Annotated in this window: 11 protein-coding genes; 10 read left to right on the top strand and 1 reads right to left on the bottom strand. The window is 72.2% G+C overall.

Annotated features, from left to right (window positions below; all coding sequences use genetic code 11):
* Window positions 1-116 precede the first annotated feature (116 nt).
* The 7 genes from leuS (at window position 117) to holA (ending at window position 10,075) form a co-directional block, all read left to right on the top strand.
* Complete coding sequence (leuS, locus tag QWM81_RS11525; RefSeq protein WP_290111746.1) at window positions 117-2,984, top strand: leucine--tRNA ligase; 2,868 nt, start codon at window positions 117-119, stop codon at window positions 2,982-2,984.
* A gap of 220 nt (window positions 2,985-3,204) precedes the next feature.
* Window positions 3,205-3,963: a hypothetical protein gene (locus QWM81_RS11520; protein ID WP_290111745.1), complete on the top strand. Its 759-nt coding sequence runs from the start codon at window positions 3,205-3,207 to the stop codon at window positions 3,961-3,963.
* Between the two features lie 66 nt (window positions 3,964-4,029).
* Complete coding sequence (locus QWM81_RS11515; RefSeq protein WP_290111744.1) at window positions 4,030-4,875, top strand: DegV family protein; 846 nt, start codon at window positions 4,030-4,032, stop codon at window positions 4,873-4,875.
* Between the two features lie 664 nt (window positions 4,876-5,539).
* Window positions 5,540-6,130, top strand: a complete 591-nt coding sequence (locus tag QWM81_RS29265; protein ID WP_435372355.1) for a ComEA family DNA-binding protein — start codon at window positions 5,540-5,542, stop codon at window positions 6,128-6,130.
* The gene (locus QWM81_RS11505; RefSeq protein WP_290111742.1) at window positions 6,127-8,679 is read left to right on the top strand and encodes a ComEC/Rec2 family competence protein; all 2,553 of its coding nucleotides are present in this window, start codon (window positions 6,127-6,129) and stop codon (window positions 8,677-8,679) included. The genes QWM81_RS29265 and QWM81_RS11505 overlap by 4 nt, the downstream gene beginning before the upstream one ends.
* Window positions 8,680-8,775: 96 nt before the next feature.
* Window positions 8,776-9,021, top strand: coding sequence for a hypothetical protein (locus QWM81_RS11500; protein WP_290111741.1), 246 nt, complete (start codon window positions 8,776-8,778; stop codon window positions 9,019-9,021).
* Between the two features lie 67 nt (window positions 9,022-9,088).
* Window positions 9,089-10,075, top strand: coding sequence for a DNA polymerase III subunit delta (gene holA, locus QWM81_RS11495; RefSeq protein WP_290111740.1), 987 nt, complete (start codon window positions 9,089-9,091; stop codon window positions 10,073-10,075).
* Window positions 10,076-10,394: 319 nt separating this feature from the next.
* Here the strand turns inward: holA and rpsT are convergent, their stop codons facing one another.
* Window positions 10,395-10,661 carry a 30S ribosomal protein S20 gene (gene rpsT, locus QWM81_RS11490; RefSeq protein WP_290111739.1) on the bottom strand — a complete coding sequence of 89 codons (267 nt, stop codon included), beginning with the start codon at window positions 10,659-10,661 and terminating at the stop codon, window positions 10,395-10,397.
* A gap of 208 nt (window positions 10,662-10,869) precedes the next feature.
* On the opposite strand from rpsT, the gene lepA reads away from it, so the two are divergent.
* The 3 genes from lepA to QWM81_RS11475 form a co-directional block, all read left to right on the top strand.
* Entirely contained in the window at window positions 10,870-12,741 is a 1,872-nt protein-coding gene (gene lepA / locus QWM81_RS11485; protein ID WP_290111738.1) for a translation elongation factor 4, read from the top strand.
* A 302-nt stretch (window positions 12,742-13,043) separates the two neighbouring features.
* Window positions 13,044-14,933, top strand: coding sequence for an AMP-dependent synthetase/ligase (locus QWM81_RS11480; RefSeq protein WP_290111737.1), 1,890 nt, complete (start codon window positions 13,044-13,046; stop codon window positions 14,931-14,933).
* 218 nt (window positions 14,934-15,151) lie between these two features.
* The coding region (locus QWM81_RS11475) for an ATP-binding protein (RefSeq protein ID WP_290111815.1) at window positions 15,152-16,171 on the top strand (1,020 nt) is incomplete at its 3' end.

Raw genomic sequence — 16,171 nt, 5'->3', positions numbered from 1 at the left:
CCGCGCTGATCAGTCCCGACGGATGAAACATCCGGTCGGAATCGGCGCGGCGTCCCCTCCTGTGCGAGGGGATTTTTCATTTCGTGGCAGAGACGATCGATGGAGCTTCAAGGATCATGAGCGAGACGAATTCTGCTGCCGAGGCAGCAGCCCCGCATCGTTACACGGCTGCCATGGCCGCCGACATCGAGGCACGCTGGCAGGACTTCTGGGACGCCGAGGGGACGTACGAGACGCCCAACCCGAGCGGTGACCTGGCCGGTGACCCGGCCGTCGTCGCCCGCCCCAAGAAGTTCATCATGGACATGTTCCCCTACCCCTCGGGCGCGGGCCTGCACGTCGGCCACCCCCTGGGCTACATCGCCACCGACGTCTTCGCCCGCCACCAGCGCATGACCGGCCACAACGTCCTGCACACGCTGGGCTTCGACGCCTTCGGCCTGCCCGCCGAGCAGTACGCCGTGCAGACCGGCACGCACCCGCGCGTGTCGACCGAGGCGAACATCGAGAACATGAAGGTCCAGCTGCGCCGGCTGGGCCTGGGCCACGACAAGCGCCGCTCCTTCGCCACGATGGACCCGGACTACTACAAGTGGACCCAGTGGATCTTCCTGCAGATCTTCAACTCCTGGTACGACGAGGAGGCGAAGAAGGCCCGCCCGATCGCCGACCTGGTCGCCCAGTTCGAAAGCGGTGAGCGCTCCGTACCCGGCTCCACGCGCGCGTGGAGCGAGCTGACCGCCACCGAGCGCGCCGACGTGCTGGGCCAGTACCGCCTGGCGTACGCCTCGGACGCGCCGGTCAACTGGTGCCCCGGGCTGGGCACCGTACTGGCCAACGAGGAGGTCACCGCCGAGGGCCGCTCCGAGCGCGGCAACTACCCCGTCTTCAAGGCGAAGCTGCGCCAGTGGAACATGCGCATCACCGCCTACGCGGACCGGCTGCTGGACGACCTGGACGCACTGGACTGGCCCGAGGCCATCAAGCTGCAGCAGCGCAACTGGATCGGCCGCTCCGAGGGCGCTCGCGTCGACTTCCCCGTCGGCGACGAGGCGATCACCGTCTTCACCACCCGCCAGGACACCCTGTTCGGCGCCACCTACATGGTCCTGGCGCCCGAGCACGATCTGGTCGGCAAGATCGTGCCCGACGCCTGGCCCGAGGGCACGCACGACGTCTGGACGGGCGGGTACGCCACCCCGGCCGAGGCCGTCGACGCCTACCGCAAGCAGGCCGCCGCCAAGTCCGACGTCGAGCGGCAGGCCGACGCCAAGGAGAAGACCGGCGTCTTCACCGGCGCGTACGCCATCAACCCGGTCAGCGGGGACCGCGTCCCGGTCTTCGTCGCCGACTACGTCCTGATGGGCTACGGCACCGGCGCGATCATGGCCGTGCCGGCGCACGACACCCGCGACTTCGCCTTCGCGCGCGCCTTCGAGCTGCCCATGCGCTGCGTCGTCGAGCCGTCGGACGACCGCGGCACCGACCCCTCGACGTGGGACGACGCCTTCGACTCGTACGACGCGAAGATCGTCAACTCGTCGAGCGAGGCCCTCTCGCTGGACGGCCTGGGCGTCGTCGAGGCCAAGGCCAAGATCACCGAGTGGCTGACCGAGCAGGGCATCGGCGAGGGCACCGTCAACTTCCGGCTGCGCGACTGGCTGTTCAGCCGCCAGCGGTACTGGGGCGAGCCCTTCCCGATCGTCTACGACGAGGACGGCATCGCCCACGCGCTGCCCGAGTCGATGCTGCCGCTGGAGCTGCCCGAGGTCGACGACTACTCGCCGCGCACCTTCGACCCCGACGACGCCGACACCCAGCCCGAGACGCCGCTGTCGCGCAACGAGGACTGGGTCAACGTCACGCTGGACCTGGGCGACGGCCCCAAGAAGTACCGGCGCGAGACCAACACCATGCCCAACTGGGCCGGTTCCTGCTGGTACGAGCTGCGCTACCTGGACCCGCACAACGACGAGCGGCTGGTCGACCCCGAGATCGAGCGCTACTGGATGGGCCCGCGCGAGGGGCAGCCCCACGGCGGCGTCGACCTGTACGTGGGCGGCGCCGAGCACGCCGTACTGCACCTGCTGTACGCCCGGTTCTGGTCCAAGGTGCTGTACGACCTGGGCCACGTCTCCTCGGCCGAGCCCTTCCACAAGCTGTACAACCAGGGCATGATCCAGGCCTTCGTCTACCGGGACGCGCGCGGTATCGCCGTACCGGCCGCCGAGGTCGAGGAGCGTGACGGCGCGTTCTGGTACCAGGGCGAGAAGGTCAGCCGCGTCCTGGGCAAGATGGGCAAGTCCCTGAAGAACGCGGTGACCCCGGACGAGATCTGCGCCGAGTACGGGGCGGACACGCTGCGCCTGTACGAGATGGCCATGGGCCCCCTGGACGTGTCGCGGCCGTGGGACACGCGCGCGGTGGTGGGCCAGTACCGGCTGCTGCAGCGTCTGTGGCGCAACGTCGTCGACGAGTCGACCGGTGAGGTCACCGTCGTCGACAGCGAGCCCGACGAGGACACGCTGCGTGCCCTGCACAAGGCCATCGACGGTGTGTCCCAGGACATGGCCGCGATGCGGTTCAACACGGCGATCGCCAAGGTCACCGAGCTGAACAACCACCTGACCAAGACGGGCGGCCCGGTGTCGCGGTCGGTGGCCGAGCGGCTGGTGCTGCTGGTCGCGCCGCTGGCCCCGCACATCGCCGAGGAGCTGTGGCACAAGCTGGGCCACACCGACTCCGTGGTCCACCAGCCCTTCCCGGTCGCCGACCCGGCGTACGTCGTGGACGAGACCGTCACCTGCGTCGTCCAGGTCAAGGGCAAGGTCAAGGCGCGGCTGGAGGTCTCGCCGTCCATCACCGACGCGGAGCTGGAGGCGCTGGCCCTGGCCGACGCGGGCGTCGTCGCGGCCCTGGGCGGCGCCGGCATCCGCAAGGTGATCGTGCGGGCGCCGAAGCTGGTGAACATCGTCCCGGCGTGACGCCCGGCGTCGCACAGGGAGCGACACGTGGGCGGTGACACACCCGGGGTGGCACGTGGGTGATGACACCGAGGGGGACCCCGGGGTGGCACCTGGGTGATTACCCCTACGGGCAGGTTGGGGGTTCCGATGGAACCCTCGGCCTGCCCGTTCCGTTTACCGTTGAGGAACGACGGACGAGCGCGTCCGGCACCGCACCGAGCGACATCGAGGGGACTTCATGGAAGACGCCTTCCTGATTCTGGCGCTGCTCTTCGTCGCCTTCGTCGCGCTGGGGGTGTACGTGAGCGTCAAGGCGGTCAAGGCCGCGAAGCGCGGGGTCGACCGCACGATCACACAGGCACGACGCACCGTCGAGGACACCACCTTGCGGGCGAAGAGCTACGGGCCGGGCGGGGTGACGGCCGAACTGGCGCAGCTGCGGCTGTCGCTGCGCACCTCGATGCGGGCCACCCAGGACGCGCTGGAGGCGGGCGTGGCGGAGGACGCCTCGCTCAAGGAGTCCCTGGAGCTGTTCCGGCGGCTCAGCGCGCACGGGCACGAACTCGACGCGGACCTCAAGCGGATGGAGCGGGACCCGGACCGCGCCAGGGTCGCCGCGCAGCTCGGCGAGCTGCGTGAGCGCACGGAGCGGATCACCCACTCGGCGGACGCGTTGCGGTGGGCGGCCCGCGACCGGGCCCGGAAGTTCGCGGACGACGACCTGGCGACGCTGAGCGCGCAGATCGACGTGGAGGCCGGGGCGTTGCGGCACTGGTCCGCGCGCGAGCAGGACGACCTCTCCTGGGCGGAGGCGGAGTCGGAAGCGCAGACGGCCGCGGGTTCGGGAGCGGCACCGGGGCAGGTGTCGTCATCGGCCGCCGGTGGCGGTGGCCACGTCGACGGGGACGGGTCGCCCAGGGAGATCACCGGACGCGACCCACGGCAGCAGACGTTCTACTCCTGGCAGAAGTCGGCCCGTCCCGAAACCACGAACTGACCCGATCCGATCAAGAGACGGGGGCGGGCTGCCGTACGGAGCCCCCTCCGGGGTACCCTCCCGGTCATGTCCCGCCATGTCGCGATCGTCACCGATTCAACGGCCTACCTGCCGCCGCAGACGATGGAGCGGCACGGTATCACCGCGGTGCCGCTGACGGTCGTTCTCGGCGACCGGGCCCTTGAGGAGGGCACCGAGATCTCGGCTCGCTCGCTCGCCCTCGCGCTCCAGAAACGGCAGTCCGTGACCACCTCCAGGCCCAGCCCCGAGGTGTTCGCCGCGGCCTACCGGGCGGCGGCCGAGAAGGGCGCCACCGGCATCGTGTCGCTGCATCTGTCCGCCGAGTTCTCCGGGACGTATGACGCCGCGCTGCTGGCCGCCAAGGAGGCGGCGGTGCCGGTACGGGTCGTCGACACCGGGATGGTCGCCATGGCGCTGGGCTTCTGCGCGCTGGCGGCCGCCGAGGCGGCAGAGGCGGCCGGCACGCTGGACGAGGTGGTCGCCGCGGCGGAGAAGCGGGCCGCCGGGACTTCCGCGTACTTCTACGTCGACACGCTGGAGTATCTGCGCCGGGGAGGCCGCATCGGCGCGGCGCAGGCGCTGCTGGGCTCCGCGCTCGCCGTGAAACCGCTGCTGGAACTGGAGGGCGGGCGGATCGAGCTCCGGGAGAAGGTGCGCACGGCGTCGAAGGCCATCGCCCGGCTGGAGGAGATCGTCGCCGACCGGGCGGGCGCGAGCCCGGTGGACATCGCAGTGCACCACCTCGCGGCCCCGGAGCGGGCCACCGCCCTCGCCGACCGGCTGCGCGAACGGGTCCCGGGCCTTGCCGACCTGCACGTCAGCGAGGTGGGCGCGGTGATCGGCGCGCACACCGGGCCGGGGCTGCTGGGCGTCGTGGTCTCAGCGCGGTGACCGTGCACCTCACGCGCACGGGTGACCGGGTTTTCCACAACTGGCTGGTTGTCCACGGAATCTGAGGGTGCTCGGCGGGCTTCGGCGAATGTGCCTACCGTGCTGTGGCATGGCACTGCGAACACATTCCGTGACGTCAGCATCTTCCGCAGGACGCGCCACGAGCGGTCCCGGCCGGGCACCCGGCTCGGACGGGCGGGCGCGGGGGCGTGGCCACGACCGTGGCCGCAGCCGTGTCGGGCACCGCGTGCGCGGCAGACACGCGGCAGACCGCGCGCCGGTCACCTCCCGCCGTCGCGCGGACGCGCTCTTCGAAGGTACGGGCACGGGCGGTACGGGCGGTACGGGCGCGGCCGGTACGGGCACGGGCGCGGGCAGTACAGGGAGTACGGGCGCGGGCGCGACGCACCCGCCGCCGGGGAACGGCTCGGTGCCGGCGGCCGGCGTGGCTCTGGCCGAGGGTCCGTTGCCGGTGGGTGGCGTGGCTCTGGCGCAGGGGCCGCCGGTGGCCTCCGGGGCGGTTCCTTCGGGTTCGTCCGCGGGGGCGGCCCACGGCGCTGGAGTGGCGGAAGAGGCGCCCCCGTCGCGGGAGCGGTGGCGGTCCGGGCTGCGGGAGCGGTTACCGGTGTGGGTCCAGGCCCGGTGCGGGATGGAAGCCCGGACGGTGGCTGCGCTGGCGGTCGTCCTCGTCGTGGCCGCGGTGCTCGCCGGGCGGTACTTCTGGGCGGGCCGGCCGGAACCGGTCCGGGCTCCCGATGTGGTCAGGGAGGCGGCACCCGCGGTGACCGGAGCGGCCGCGCCCCGGCCGTCCGCGGGGCCGTCGCCGGTCGTCGTCATCGATGTGAGCGGGAAGGTGCGGCAGCCGGGCGTGCTGCGGCTGCCGGCCGGTTCGCGGGTCGCGGACGCCCTGCGGGCGGCGGGCGGAGTCAAGCCGGGCACCGACGTCGTGGGCCTGAACCGGGCGCGCGTGCTCATGGACGGCGAACAGGTCGTGGTCGGCGCCCCATCGGCCCCGGCGGGGGCGGCGGTCGGGGCCTCCGGGGCGACCGGTCCAGCGGCCTCGGGGCCGGTCAGCCTCAACACCGCCACCGTCGAGCAACTCGACACGCTCCCCGGAGTCGGCCCCGTGCTGGCCCAGCACATCGTCGACTACCGCACCCGGCACGGGGGTTTCCGGTCGGTCGATGAGCTCCGCGAGGTCAACGGGATCGGCGACCGCCGGTTCGCGGACCTCCAGTCCCTCGTACGGCCATGAACCGCCCAGCGGTTCACGCCGCGTCAGGGCACCGGCTCGGGGCCGCCGACCCGCGGCAGGACGGGCCGCCCGACCTGCGGCTGGTGGGGCCGGCCCTGGCGGCCTGGGGAGCGGCGGCGCTCGCGCTGAGCGCTCCGGGAGTGTGGGCGGTGGTGGGGGTGGCGCTCTGCGTCGCCGGTGGCGCCGTGCTGCTGACGCCTCTTGGGCGTACGCCCGCGCCCGCCGTCGCCCGGTGGCGGGGCAACCGCGCGGCGTGCGCCGCTGTGCTGCTCTGCGCCGCGGCCGGTGCGGCGTCCGCCGCGCTGCACGGTGCCGATCTGCGGAGAGGGCCGCTGCCGGGGCTTGCGGGGCAGTACGCGCGGGTCAGCGTCGAGGCGACGGTCACCTCGGATCCCCGGCTGACGCGGGTGAGGGTCCGCGGGCCCCGGGCGGCGCCCGCCTCCGTGGTCCTGGACGCCGACGTCACGCGGGTCACCTCGTCGGACGGGGCCGTGACCAGCGTGCGTACGCCCGTCCTGGTGGTGGTGTCACCCGGCGCTCACGGCGACGCCTGGCAGCGGTTGCTGCCGTCCACCCGGCTGAACCTGTCGGGGCGCCTGGCGCCGCCGCACCGGGAAGGCGAACCCTTCGCCGCCGTCCTGCGGATCGGTGCGGGGCCGCCGGGGGTGACCGGGCAGCCGTCCGCGCTCCAACGCACGGCCGGGGAACTCCGCGCCGGGCTGCGCACCGCGACCGAAGGACTGCCGCCGGACGCCCGCGCACTGCTGCCCGGGCTGGTTGTCGGGGACACCTCCCGCATCCCGCCGGACCTGCACGACGCGTTCCGGTCGACGGACCTCTCGCATCTTCTGGCCGTCTCCGGGAGCAACCTCACGATTGTGTTGTTGCTGCTCATCGGCCCACCCGGCATCGCCCTGAGAGCCGAACGCGGGGGGCTCGCGCCCCGGCTGGGGATTCCGCTCCGGGTCACCGCGCTGCTCGGGGGTGCCCTCACCCTCGCCTTTGTGGTGGTCTGCCGACCGGACCCGAGCGTGCTGCGCGCCGCCGCCTGCGGGCTGATCACCCTGCTCGCCATCGGCACCGGACGCCGCAGATCGTTGCTGCCCGCGCTGGCGGCCGCCGTACTGCTGCTGGTGCTGTACGACCCGTGGCTGGCCCGCAGTTACGGCTTCCTGCTGTCCGTGCTGGCCACCGGCGCACTCCTCACGGTCGCCCCGCGCTGGAGCGCCGCGTTGCGCAGGCGCCGGGTGCCGCCGCGGATCGCGGAGGCGCTGGCCGCGACGGCCGCGGCCCAGGCCGTGTGCGCGCCGGTCGTGGCGGTTTTCGCGGCGCGCGTCAGCCTGGTGGCGGTGCCGTGCAACCTGCTCGCCGAACTCGCGGTGGCCCCGGCGACCGTGCTGGGGTTCGCCGCGCTCGCCATGGCACCGGTCGCGATGCCGGTGGCCGCGCTGCTCGCCGAATGTGCGGGGTGGCCGGCCGGCTGGATCGCGTCCGTCGCCCGCGCGGGGGCCGCGCTGCCCGGGGCGGAGGCGGGGTGGCCGGGTGGCTGGCGCGGCGGGCTGCTGCTCGCCGCCGTCACGGGGCTGGCGGTGGCGGCGGCCCGGCGGGTGCGGCACAGGTCGTGGCTGGCGGGCGGCTGCGCCGTGCTGTTGCTGCTCGCCGTGGTGCGGCCCCCACCGCTGACCAGGCTGGTCACCGGGTGGCCGCCACCGGGCTGGGTGTTCGCCATGTGCGATGTCGGCCAGGGCGACGCGACGGTGCTCGCGGCGGGCGGCGGCACGGCCGTGGTGGTGGACGCCGGGCCGGAGCCGGGGCCGGTGGACCGGTGCCTGAGGGAGCTGGGCGTCAGCCGGGTACCTCTCGTGGTGCTCACCCACTTCCACGCCGACCATGTCGCGGGCCTCCCGGGTGTGCTGCGGGGCCGGGCGGTCGGGGCGATCCAGACCACGAGCCTCCAGGACCCGCCGGACCAGGCGGCGTTCGTACGGAGGACGGCCGCCGCGGCCGGGGTGCCGGTGATCCATGCGGGTGCGGGTGAGCGCCGCCGGATCGGCCCACTCGACTGGCGGGTGCTGTGGCCGGCCGCCACACCCGGTCCCGTACCCGGTCCCGTACCCGGTCCCGCACCCGGTCCCGCACCCGGTCCTGGTCCCGGCCCCGGTTTGGAGGGGCCGAACGACGCCAGCGTGACGCTCCTGGTGCGCGTCGGCAGCGGTGTGACCCTGCTGCTCCTCGGCGACCTGGAACCACCCGCCCAGCAGGGCCTGCTGCGGGCCCACCCGGACCTGCCGCCGGTCGACGTCCTGAAGGTCGCCCATCATGGCTCGGCCCACCAGGACCCGTACCTGCTGAGCAGGGCCCGGCCACGGCTGGCGCTGGTCTCGGCCGGCCGTGACAACTCCTACGGCCACCCGTCGCCGCGCACGGTGGCCGCGCTGCGGGCCGGGGGAGCGGTGGTGCTGAGCACCGACAGACACGGAGCGATCGCGGTCACGGGAAGGGGGCAGGAGTTGCGGGCGGTGGCCAAGACACCTCCCGTGACGGCGTGATGCGGCGCGTTGCGGCGTGTGCAGCGTGATGCGGCGTGTTGCGCGGTGGGATGGCCCGGCAGCGGGGCCGCGCCGGCGCCCAGGAACAATGGCCCTGTGAGTGATGTGAGACATGTGCTGGTGCTGCCCGACCGGGACGCGGCCGAGGAGGCCGCCGAAGAGCTCGGGGAGCGGTTCGGGGTCACCGAGGAGCCCCAGTTGGTACGGGACGCCCTGGCCGGGGAGGACGACGCCGAGGACGCCCAGTGGCTGGTGGTCGTCGAGGACCCGGACGGGCGGCTCGCGGCCGCCGAGCTGGACGACTTCGCGGCCCAGTGGGACGGCTGGCGAGAGGAGCCCTAGGTCATGTCCAGGGCCGGGGCCTCCGGGCGAGGGGGGTTGTCAGTGGGCCGTGGGATGCTGGTTCGCGATGGCCACCAGAAAGAACCAGACCGACGACGTCCTCGCGCCCGTCACCCTCGCCGTGGGCCAGGAGGACCTGCTGCTCGACCGCGCGGTGCAGCAGGTGGTCGCGGCCGCCCGCGCCGCCGACGCCGACACGGACGTCCGCGACCTGACGCCCGAACAGCTCCAGCCCGGCACCCTCGCCGAGCTGACGAGCCCCTCGCTCTTCGCCGAGCGCAAGGTGCTCGTCGTGCGGAACGCGCAGGACCTGCCCGCCGACACGATCAAGGACATCAAGGCGTACCTGGCGGCGCCCGTCGAGGACATCACCCTCGTCCTTCTCCACGCGGGCGGCGCCAAGGGCAAGGGCCTGCTGGACGCGGCACGTAAGGCGGGGGCGCGGGAGGTGGCCTGCCCGAAGACCACCAAGCCGGCGGAGCGCCTGACGTTCGTACGCGGTGAGTTCCGCGCGCTGGGCCGGTCGGCGACGCCCGAGGCGTGCCAGGCGCTCGTCGACGCGGTCGGCAGCGACCTGCGGGAGCTCGCGTCCGCCGTGTCGCAGCTGACCGCGGACGTCGAGGGCACCATCGACGAGGCGATCGTCGGGCGGTACTACACGGGCCGCGCCGAGGCCTCCAGCTTCAACGTCGCCGACCGTGCGGTGGAGGGCCGGGCGGCCGAGGCCCTGGAGGCGTTGCGCTGGTCGCTGTCGACCGGCGTCGCGCCCGTGCTGATCACCAGCGCGCTGGCGCAGGGCGTGCGGGCGATCGGCAAGCTGTCGTCGGCCCGGGGCGGGCGTCCGGCCGACCTCGCGCGCGAGCTGGGCATGCCGCCGTGGAAGATCGACCGCGTACGCCAGCAGATGCGCGGCTGGACCCCGGACGGTGTCGCCGTGGCGCTGCGCGCGATCGCCGAGGCCGACGCGGGGGTCAAGGGCGGTGGCGACGACCCGGAGTACGCGCTGGAGAAGGCCGTCGTCACCATCGCCCGCGCGGCCCGCTCCCGCCGCTGACCCCTGCGGGGCGTTGCCGGTTTCGCAGGGCGCAGCAGCCGGCCCGCAGCCGGCCCGCAGCCGGCCCGCAGCCGGCGCCCGTGCAGGCGCCCATGCCTGGGCATGCCTCGGGGGCCCAGGCATGGGCGCCTGGGGGCGTGCGTATGCCGAAGGCCCCGGCGGGGCGTCCTGGGGAAGGACGACCGACGGGGCCTTCGGGTGAAGACGGTGAGCTCGTACCCGCGTGGCGAACGCAGGCCGCGTACGAGCTCGGGGGTGCCGGTCAGGAGCGGATGAGAGGGCCCGCTGGGTCCGTTCCGGCGATCAAATCAAGTAAGGCTCAGCCCTGGAGGGAGGCAACCTTGGAGGCCAGCGCCGACTTCTTGTTGGCGGCGGCGTTCTTGTGGATGACACCCTTCGAGACAGCCTTGTCGAGCTTGCGGGACGCCTCGCGAGCGGCCAGGGTGGCCTTCTCGACGTCACCCGCGGCGGCAGCCTCACGGGCCTTGCGGATCGCGGTCTTGAGCGACGACTTGACGGCCTTGTTACGCAGGCGCGCCTTCTCGTTCGTCTTGTTCCGCTTGATCTGGGACTTGATGTTCGCCACGAAAGAGCCTTTTCAGGTTCGTAAGGATTTCTTCGATGTGCGCCCCGCGACTGAGAGGGCCACGAGACACAGCTGCCCAGGCTACCAGCCGCCCTCCGAGCGGCCCAAACCGAGTGCCCGTCCCCGTCCGTGGGACCATGGAACCTACGTATCGATCCGACGTCGACCCGAGCAGAGACGCCCGGCGTCTCGAGAATCAGGACCCTGCGTGCCCGCGACCCCTATCCACGTGCCCGAGCCGAGCCGTACCGACCCGGCGCTGATCCGCAATTTCTGCATCATCGCGCACATCGACCACGGCAAGTCCACCCTTGCCGACCGGATGCTCCAGCTGACCGGTGTGGTCGAGCAGCGGCAGATGCGCGCTCAGTACCTCGACCGCATGGACATCGAGCGCGAGCGCGGCATCACGATCAAGTCCCAGGCGGTGCGTCTGCCGTGGGCCCCCACCGAGGGGCCCGGCCAGGGCACCACCCACATCCTGAACATGATCGACACCCCTGGTCACGTCGACTTCACCTACGAGGTGTCCCGGTCCCTGGCCGCCTGCGAGGGCACCGTGCTGCTCGTCGACGCCGCCCAGGGCATCGAGGCCCAGACCCTCGCCAACCTCTACCTGGCGATGGAGAACGACCTCACCATCGTCCCCGTCCTCAACAAGATCGATCTTCCGGCCGCCCAGCCGGAGAAGTTCGCCGAGGAACTGGCGAACCTCATCGGCTGCCAGCCCGAGGACGTGCTCAAGGTCTCCGCCAAGACCGGTCTGGGCGTCGAGGCCCTGCTCGACCGCGTGGTCCGCGACGTGCCGGCGCCGGTCGGCGTCAAGGACGCGCCCGCCCGTGCGATGATCTTCGACTCCGTCTACGACTCCTACCGAGGTGTCGTGACGTACGTCCGTGTCATCGACGGACAGCTCAACAAGCGCGAGCGCATCAAGATGATGTCCACCGGCGCCACTCACGAGCTGCTGGAGATCGGGACGAACTCCCCCGAGATGCTCCCTGCGGACGGGCTGGGCGTCGGCGAGGTGGGCTACCTGATCACCGGTGTGAAGGACGTCCGGCAGTCCAAGGTCGGTGACACCATCACCACCCTGCACAAGGGCGCGACCGAGGCCCTCGGCGGCTACAAGGACCCCAAGCCGATGGTGTTCTCCGGCCTCTACCCGCTCGACGGCTCCGACTACCCCGAGCTGCGCGACGCCCTCGACAAGCTCCAGCTCAACGACGCCGCGCTCGTCTATGAGCCGGAGACCTCCGCGGCGCTCGGCTTCGGCTTCCGCGTCGGCTTCCTCGGCCTGCTGCACCTCGACGTGATCCGCGAGCGCCTGGAGCGCGAGTTCGGCCTCGACCTCATCGCCACCGCGCCGAACGTGGTCTACCGCGTGGTGATGGAGGACGGCAGCGAGCACACCGTCACCAACCCGAGCGAGTTCCCCGAGGGCAAGATCTCGGACGTGTACGAGCCGGTCGTGCGGGCCACGATCCTCGCCCCCAGCGAGTTCATCGGCTCGATCATGGAACTGTGCCAGACCCGGCGCGGCACCCTGCTCGGCATGGACTACCTCTCCGAGGACCGGGTGGAGATCCGCTACACCCTCCCCCTCGCCGAGATCGTCTTCGACTTCTTCGACCAGCTGAAGTCCAAGACCCGCGGTTACGCGTCCCTCGACTACGAGCCCACCGGCGAGCAGGCCTCCAGCCTCGTCAAGGTCGACATCCTGCTGCACGGCGACAAGGTCGACGCCTTCTCCGCGATCACCCACAAGGACGCGGCGTACGCGTACGGCGTGCGGCTCGTCGCCAAGCTGCGCGAACTCATCCCGCGGCAGGCGTTCGAGGTGCCCATCCAGGCGGCCATCGGCTCCCGCGTCATCGCCCGCGAGACCATCCGCGCCATCCGCAAGGACGTCCTCGCCAAGTGCTACGGCGGTGACATCTCCCGTAAGCGGAAGCTGCTGGAGAAGCAGAAGGAGGGCAAGAAGCGGATGAAGATGGTCGGCTCCGTCGAGGTGCCGCAGGAGGCCTTCATCGCGGTGCTGTCCAGCGATGACTCCGCGGGCGGCAAGACCAAGAAGTAGGGCAACAAGCAAAGAGCAAGAAGTAGGGCGACAAGCACAGCCCTGCGAACACAGCCCTGCGAAGCCAGCCGCCAGGCAGGTAGGGCACGCGAAGCGCCCGTTCGGTTCACGGACGGGCGCTTTTGCGTGCCCGGGCAGCGCACAGGTGCTGCACAGTCGTTATGAAGCGGGTATGAACCGCCGGGCCACAGCCCCTTACATGGCGGACCACGGCGCTCTAACCTGATCCCGCCCGAGGGTTACTCGCCAGTTAAACAATCATCCCGTCGTGCAGCCCTGCCGCAAGCCGCCCGGAGGACGTCGTGAGCGACACACAGACCCTGATCGAGAACCGACCGCCCTCCGTGGCGTCCCTCTTCCTGGAGCGCGTGGCGAAAACCCCGAACGCCGAGGCCTACCGCTACCCGGTGCCCCCCGCCTCCGGGCAGGGGCCCGACGACTGGAAGTCCCTGAGCTGGGGGCAGGCGGCCGAGCGCGTCTACGCCATCGCCGCCGGGCTCATCCACCTCGGCGTACAGCCTCAGGAGCGGGTCGCTCTCGCCTCCGCCACCCGCGTGGAGTGGATCCTGTGCGACCTCGGGGTGATGTGCGCGGGCGCCGCGACCACCACCGTGTACCCGCAGACCAACGCCGAGGAGTCCGCGTACATCCTCGCCGACTCCGACAGCCGCGTCCTGATCGCCGAGGACGCCACCCAGCTCGCCAAGGCCCGCGAGAAGGGGGCCGACCTCCCGCACCTCTCCCATGTCGTCGTCATCGACCCCACCGGCGTCGAACCGGACGAAGCCGACCCCGAAGGCTGGGTGCTGTCCCTCGCCGACCTGGAGAAGCGCGGTCACGAGTACCTGGAGAAGCACCCCGAGGCCGTCAGGGAGCGGGTCGCGGCGATCCGCCCCGACCAGCTCGCCACCCTCATCTACACCTCCGGCACCACCGGCCGCCCCAAGGGCGTACGGCTGCCGCACGACAACTGGTCGTACATGGCCAAGGCCATCGCCGCGACCGGGCTCGTCACCGAGGACGACGTGCAGTACCTGTGGCTGCCGCTGGCGCATGTCTTCGGCAAGGTGCTGACCTCCGGCCAGATTGAGGTCGGTCACGTCACCGCCGTCGACGGCCGCGTCGACAAGATCATCGAAAACCTGCCGGTCGTCCAGCCGACCTACATGGCCGCCGTCCCCCGTATCTTCGAGAAGGTCTACAACGGGGTCGCGGCCAAGGCGCGGGCGGGCGGCGGCGCCAAGTACAAGATCTTCAAGTGGGCCGCCGAAGTCGCCCGCGAGTACGCCAGGGCCAGCCAGGACAACTTCCGCCGCACCGGCACCGCGAGCGTCCCCTTCGGCCTCAAGGCCAAGCACAAGATCGCCGACGCGCTCGTCTACTCCAAGCTGCGCGACGCCTTCGGCGGGCGACTGCGCGCTGCCGTCTCCGGGTCCGCCGCGCTCGCGCCCGAGATCGGGTACTTCTTCTCCGGCGCCGGCATCCACATCCTGGAGGGCTACGGACTGACCGAGTCCAGCGCCGCGTCCTTCGTCAACCCCGGCGAGGCGTACCGCACCGGCACGGTCGGCAAGCCCCTGCCCGGCACCGAGGTGCGGATCGCGGACGACGGCGAGATCCTGCTGCGCGGCCCCGGCATCATGGAGGGCTACCACGGGCTTCCCGAGAAGACCGCCGAGGTCCTGGAGCCGGACGGCTGGCTCCACACCGGCGACATCGGTGAGCTGTCCGTGGACGGCTACCTCCGGATCACCGACCGCAAGAAGGACCTGATCAAGACGTCCGGCGGCAAGTACATCGCGCCCGCCGAAGTCGAGGGCCAGTTCAAGGCGGTCTGCCCGTACGTCTCCAACATCCTGGTGCATGGCGCCGACCGGAACTTCTGTACGGCGCTGATCGCGCTGGACGAGCCCGCCATCCTCGGCTGGGCCGAGGAGCACGGCCTCGGCGGCAAGTCGTACGCCGAGGTGGTGGCCACGCCGCAGGTGCAGCAGCTCATCCAGGGCTATGTGGACCGGCTCAACGAGGGCCTCCAGCGCTGGCAGACCATCAAGAAGTTCCGGCTGCTTCCGCGTGACCTCGACATCGAGCACGGCGAGCTCACGCCGAGCCTGAAGCTGAAGCGCCCGGTGGTGGAGCGCGAGTACAAGCACCTGATCGAGGAGATGTACGCCGGGGCCAGGGAGGACTGAGCCTGGCAGGCCTCATACGGCCGCTGGTGTTACGGACGGGGCCGCGCTGATGGGGCGGCCCCGTTTGCCATGGGCGAGTTCGATGACTCGGCGCTTATGAGCGTGCTCCATCTGTCACCCTGTCGGTGTCAGAACCGGAGCCGACCCGGAGCCCATCCGGAGCCGACGAGGAGCCGCACGTGGGGTCCTTTCCGACACAGCGCGCGACCACGAGCGACCTGCTGCTGCCGCCCCACCACCCGCCGCCGGGGCAGTCGGTGGCGCGGACCAGCCTGCCCGGCAATCCGCTCGCGCCCGGCGCCGCGCGGCGGTTCGTACGGGCCGCGCTCGCCGACTGGACCGGCCTCGCGCTGCCCGCCGCGGCGACGATCAACGACCAGGTCGCCGACGACGTCGTACTGGTCGTCGGCGAACTCGTCACCAACGCCGTCGTCCATGCCGGAACCACCGTCGAGCTCCTCCTCCGGCTCGAAGACCCCGCCGAGGGCCGGTCCGCTGCCCTGGTCCTCGAAGTCTCCGACCACCATCCGACGAGGACCGTCCGCCACGACCATCACCATCAGGAGGAGGACGATCTTGACGAGTACGGTCGCGGGCTCCGCCTGGTGGCCGCCCTCGCCGAATGCTGGGGCATCACCTACCGCCCAGGCCTCAAGACCGTCTGGGCCCGGCTGCCCCTCGACGGCTGGGCCGCCTGCCCCGTGCCCGGCGGCGAGCCGGCGATCCAGCGCGGGCTGCGCGCCGCCGAGATCCTCGCCCCGGCGCCCCGACGTGTGGTGCGCGACGACGACGAGTGGGCCGGCCGCGGGGCGCTGTCGTTCCTCGCCGAGGCGTCCGACCTGCTCGCCGGGCAACTGGACGAGGACCTGGTCGCCGCGCTCGCCGGCCAGCTCCTGGTGCCGCGCCTGGCCGACTGGTGCGCGTTCTGGCTGGAGGGGGACGGCAGCGAGGGCGCCGCGCCCCGCCTCGCCAGGGTGTGGCACGCCGACGAATCCGCGTTGGAGCGGCTGCGCGCGGTGCTGGAGAAGGAACCGCCCCGCATGCCGGAACCCGCCCGCACCGGCCCGGTGTCGATCCCCTGGCCCACCCCGCCGGACGGCCCACGTCGGCCGGGAGACGCGACCGCCGCCCCTGGCGCGGCGGGCGTCCCCCGCGTCCCCGGCGCCCCCGGCGTCCCCCGTGTCCCCGGCGTCCCCGGCGTCCCCGGCGCCCCCGGAGCCCCTGGCGCGGCGGGGGAC

The sequence above is a fragment of the Streptomyces ficellus genome (genome assembly GCF_030406405.1).
Classification (GTDB): Bacteria; Actinomycetota; Actinomycetes; order Streptomycetales; family Streptomycetaceae; genus Streptomyces; species Streptomyces ficellus_B.
Note: the sequence above shows the minus strand (reverse complement) of the source record. Positions and strands in the feature narration are given on the sequence as shown.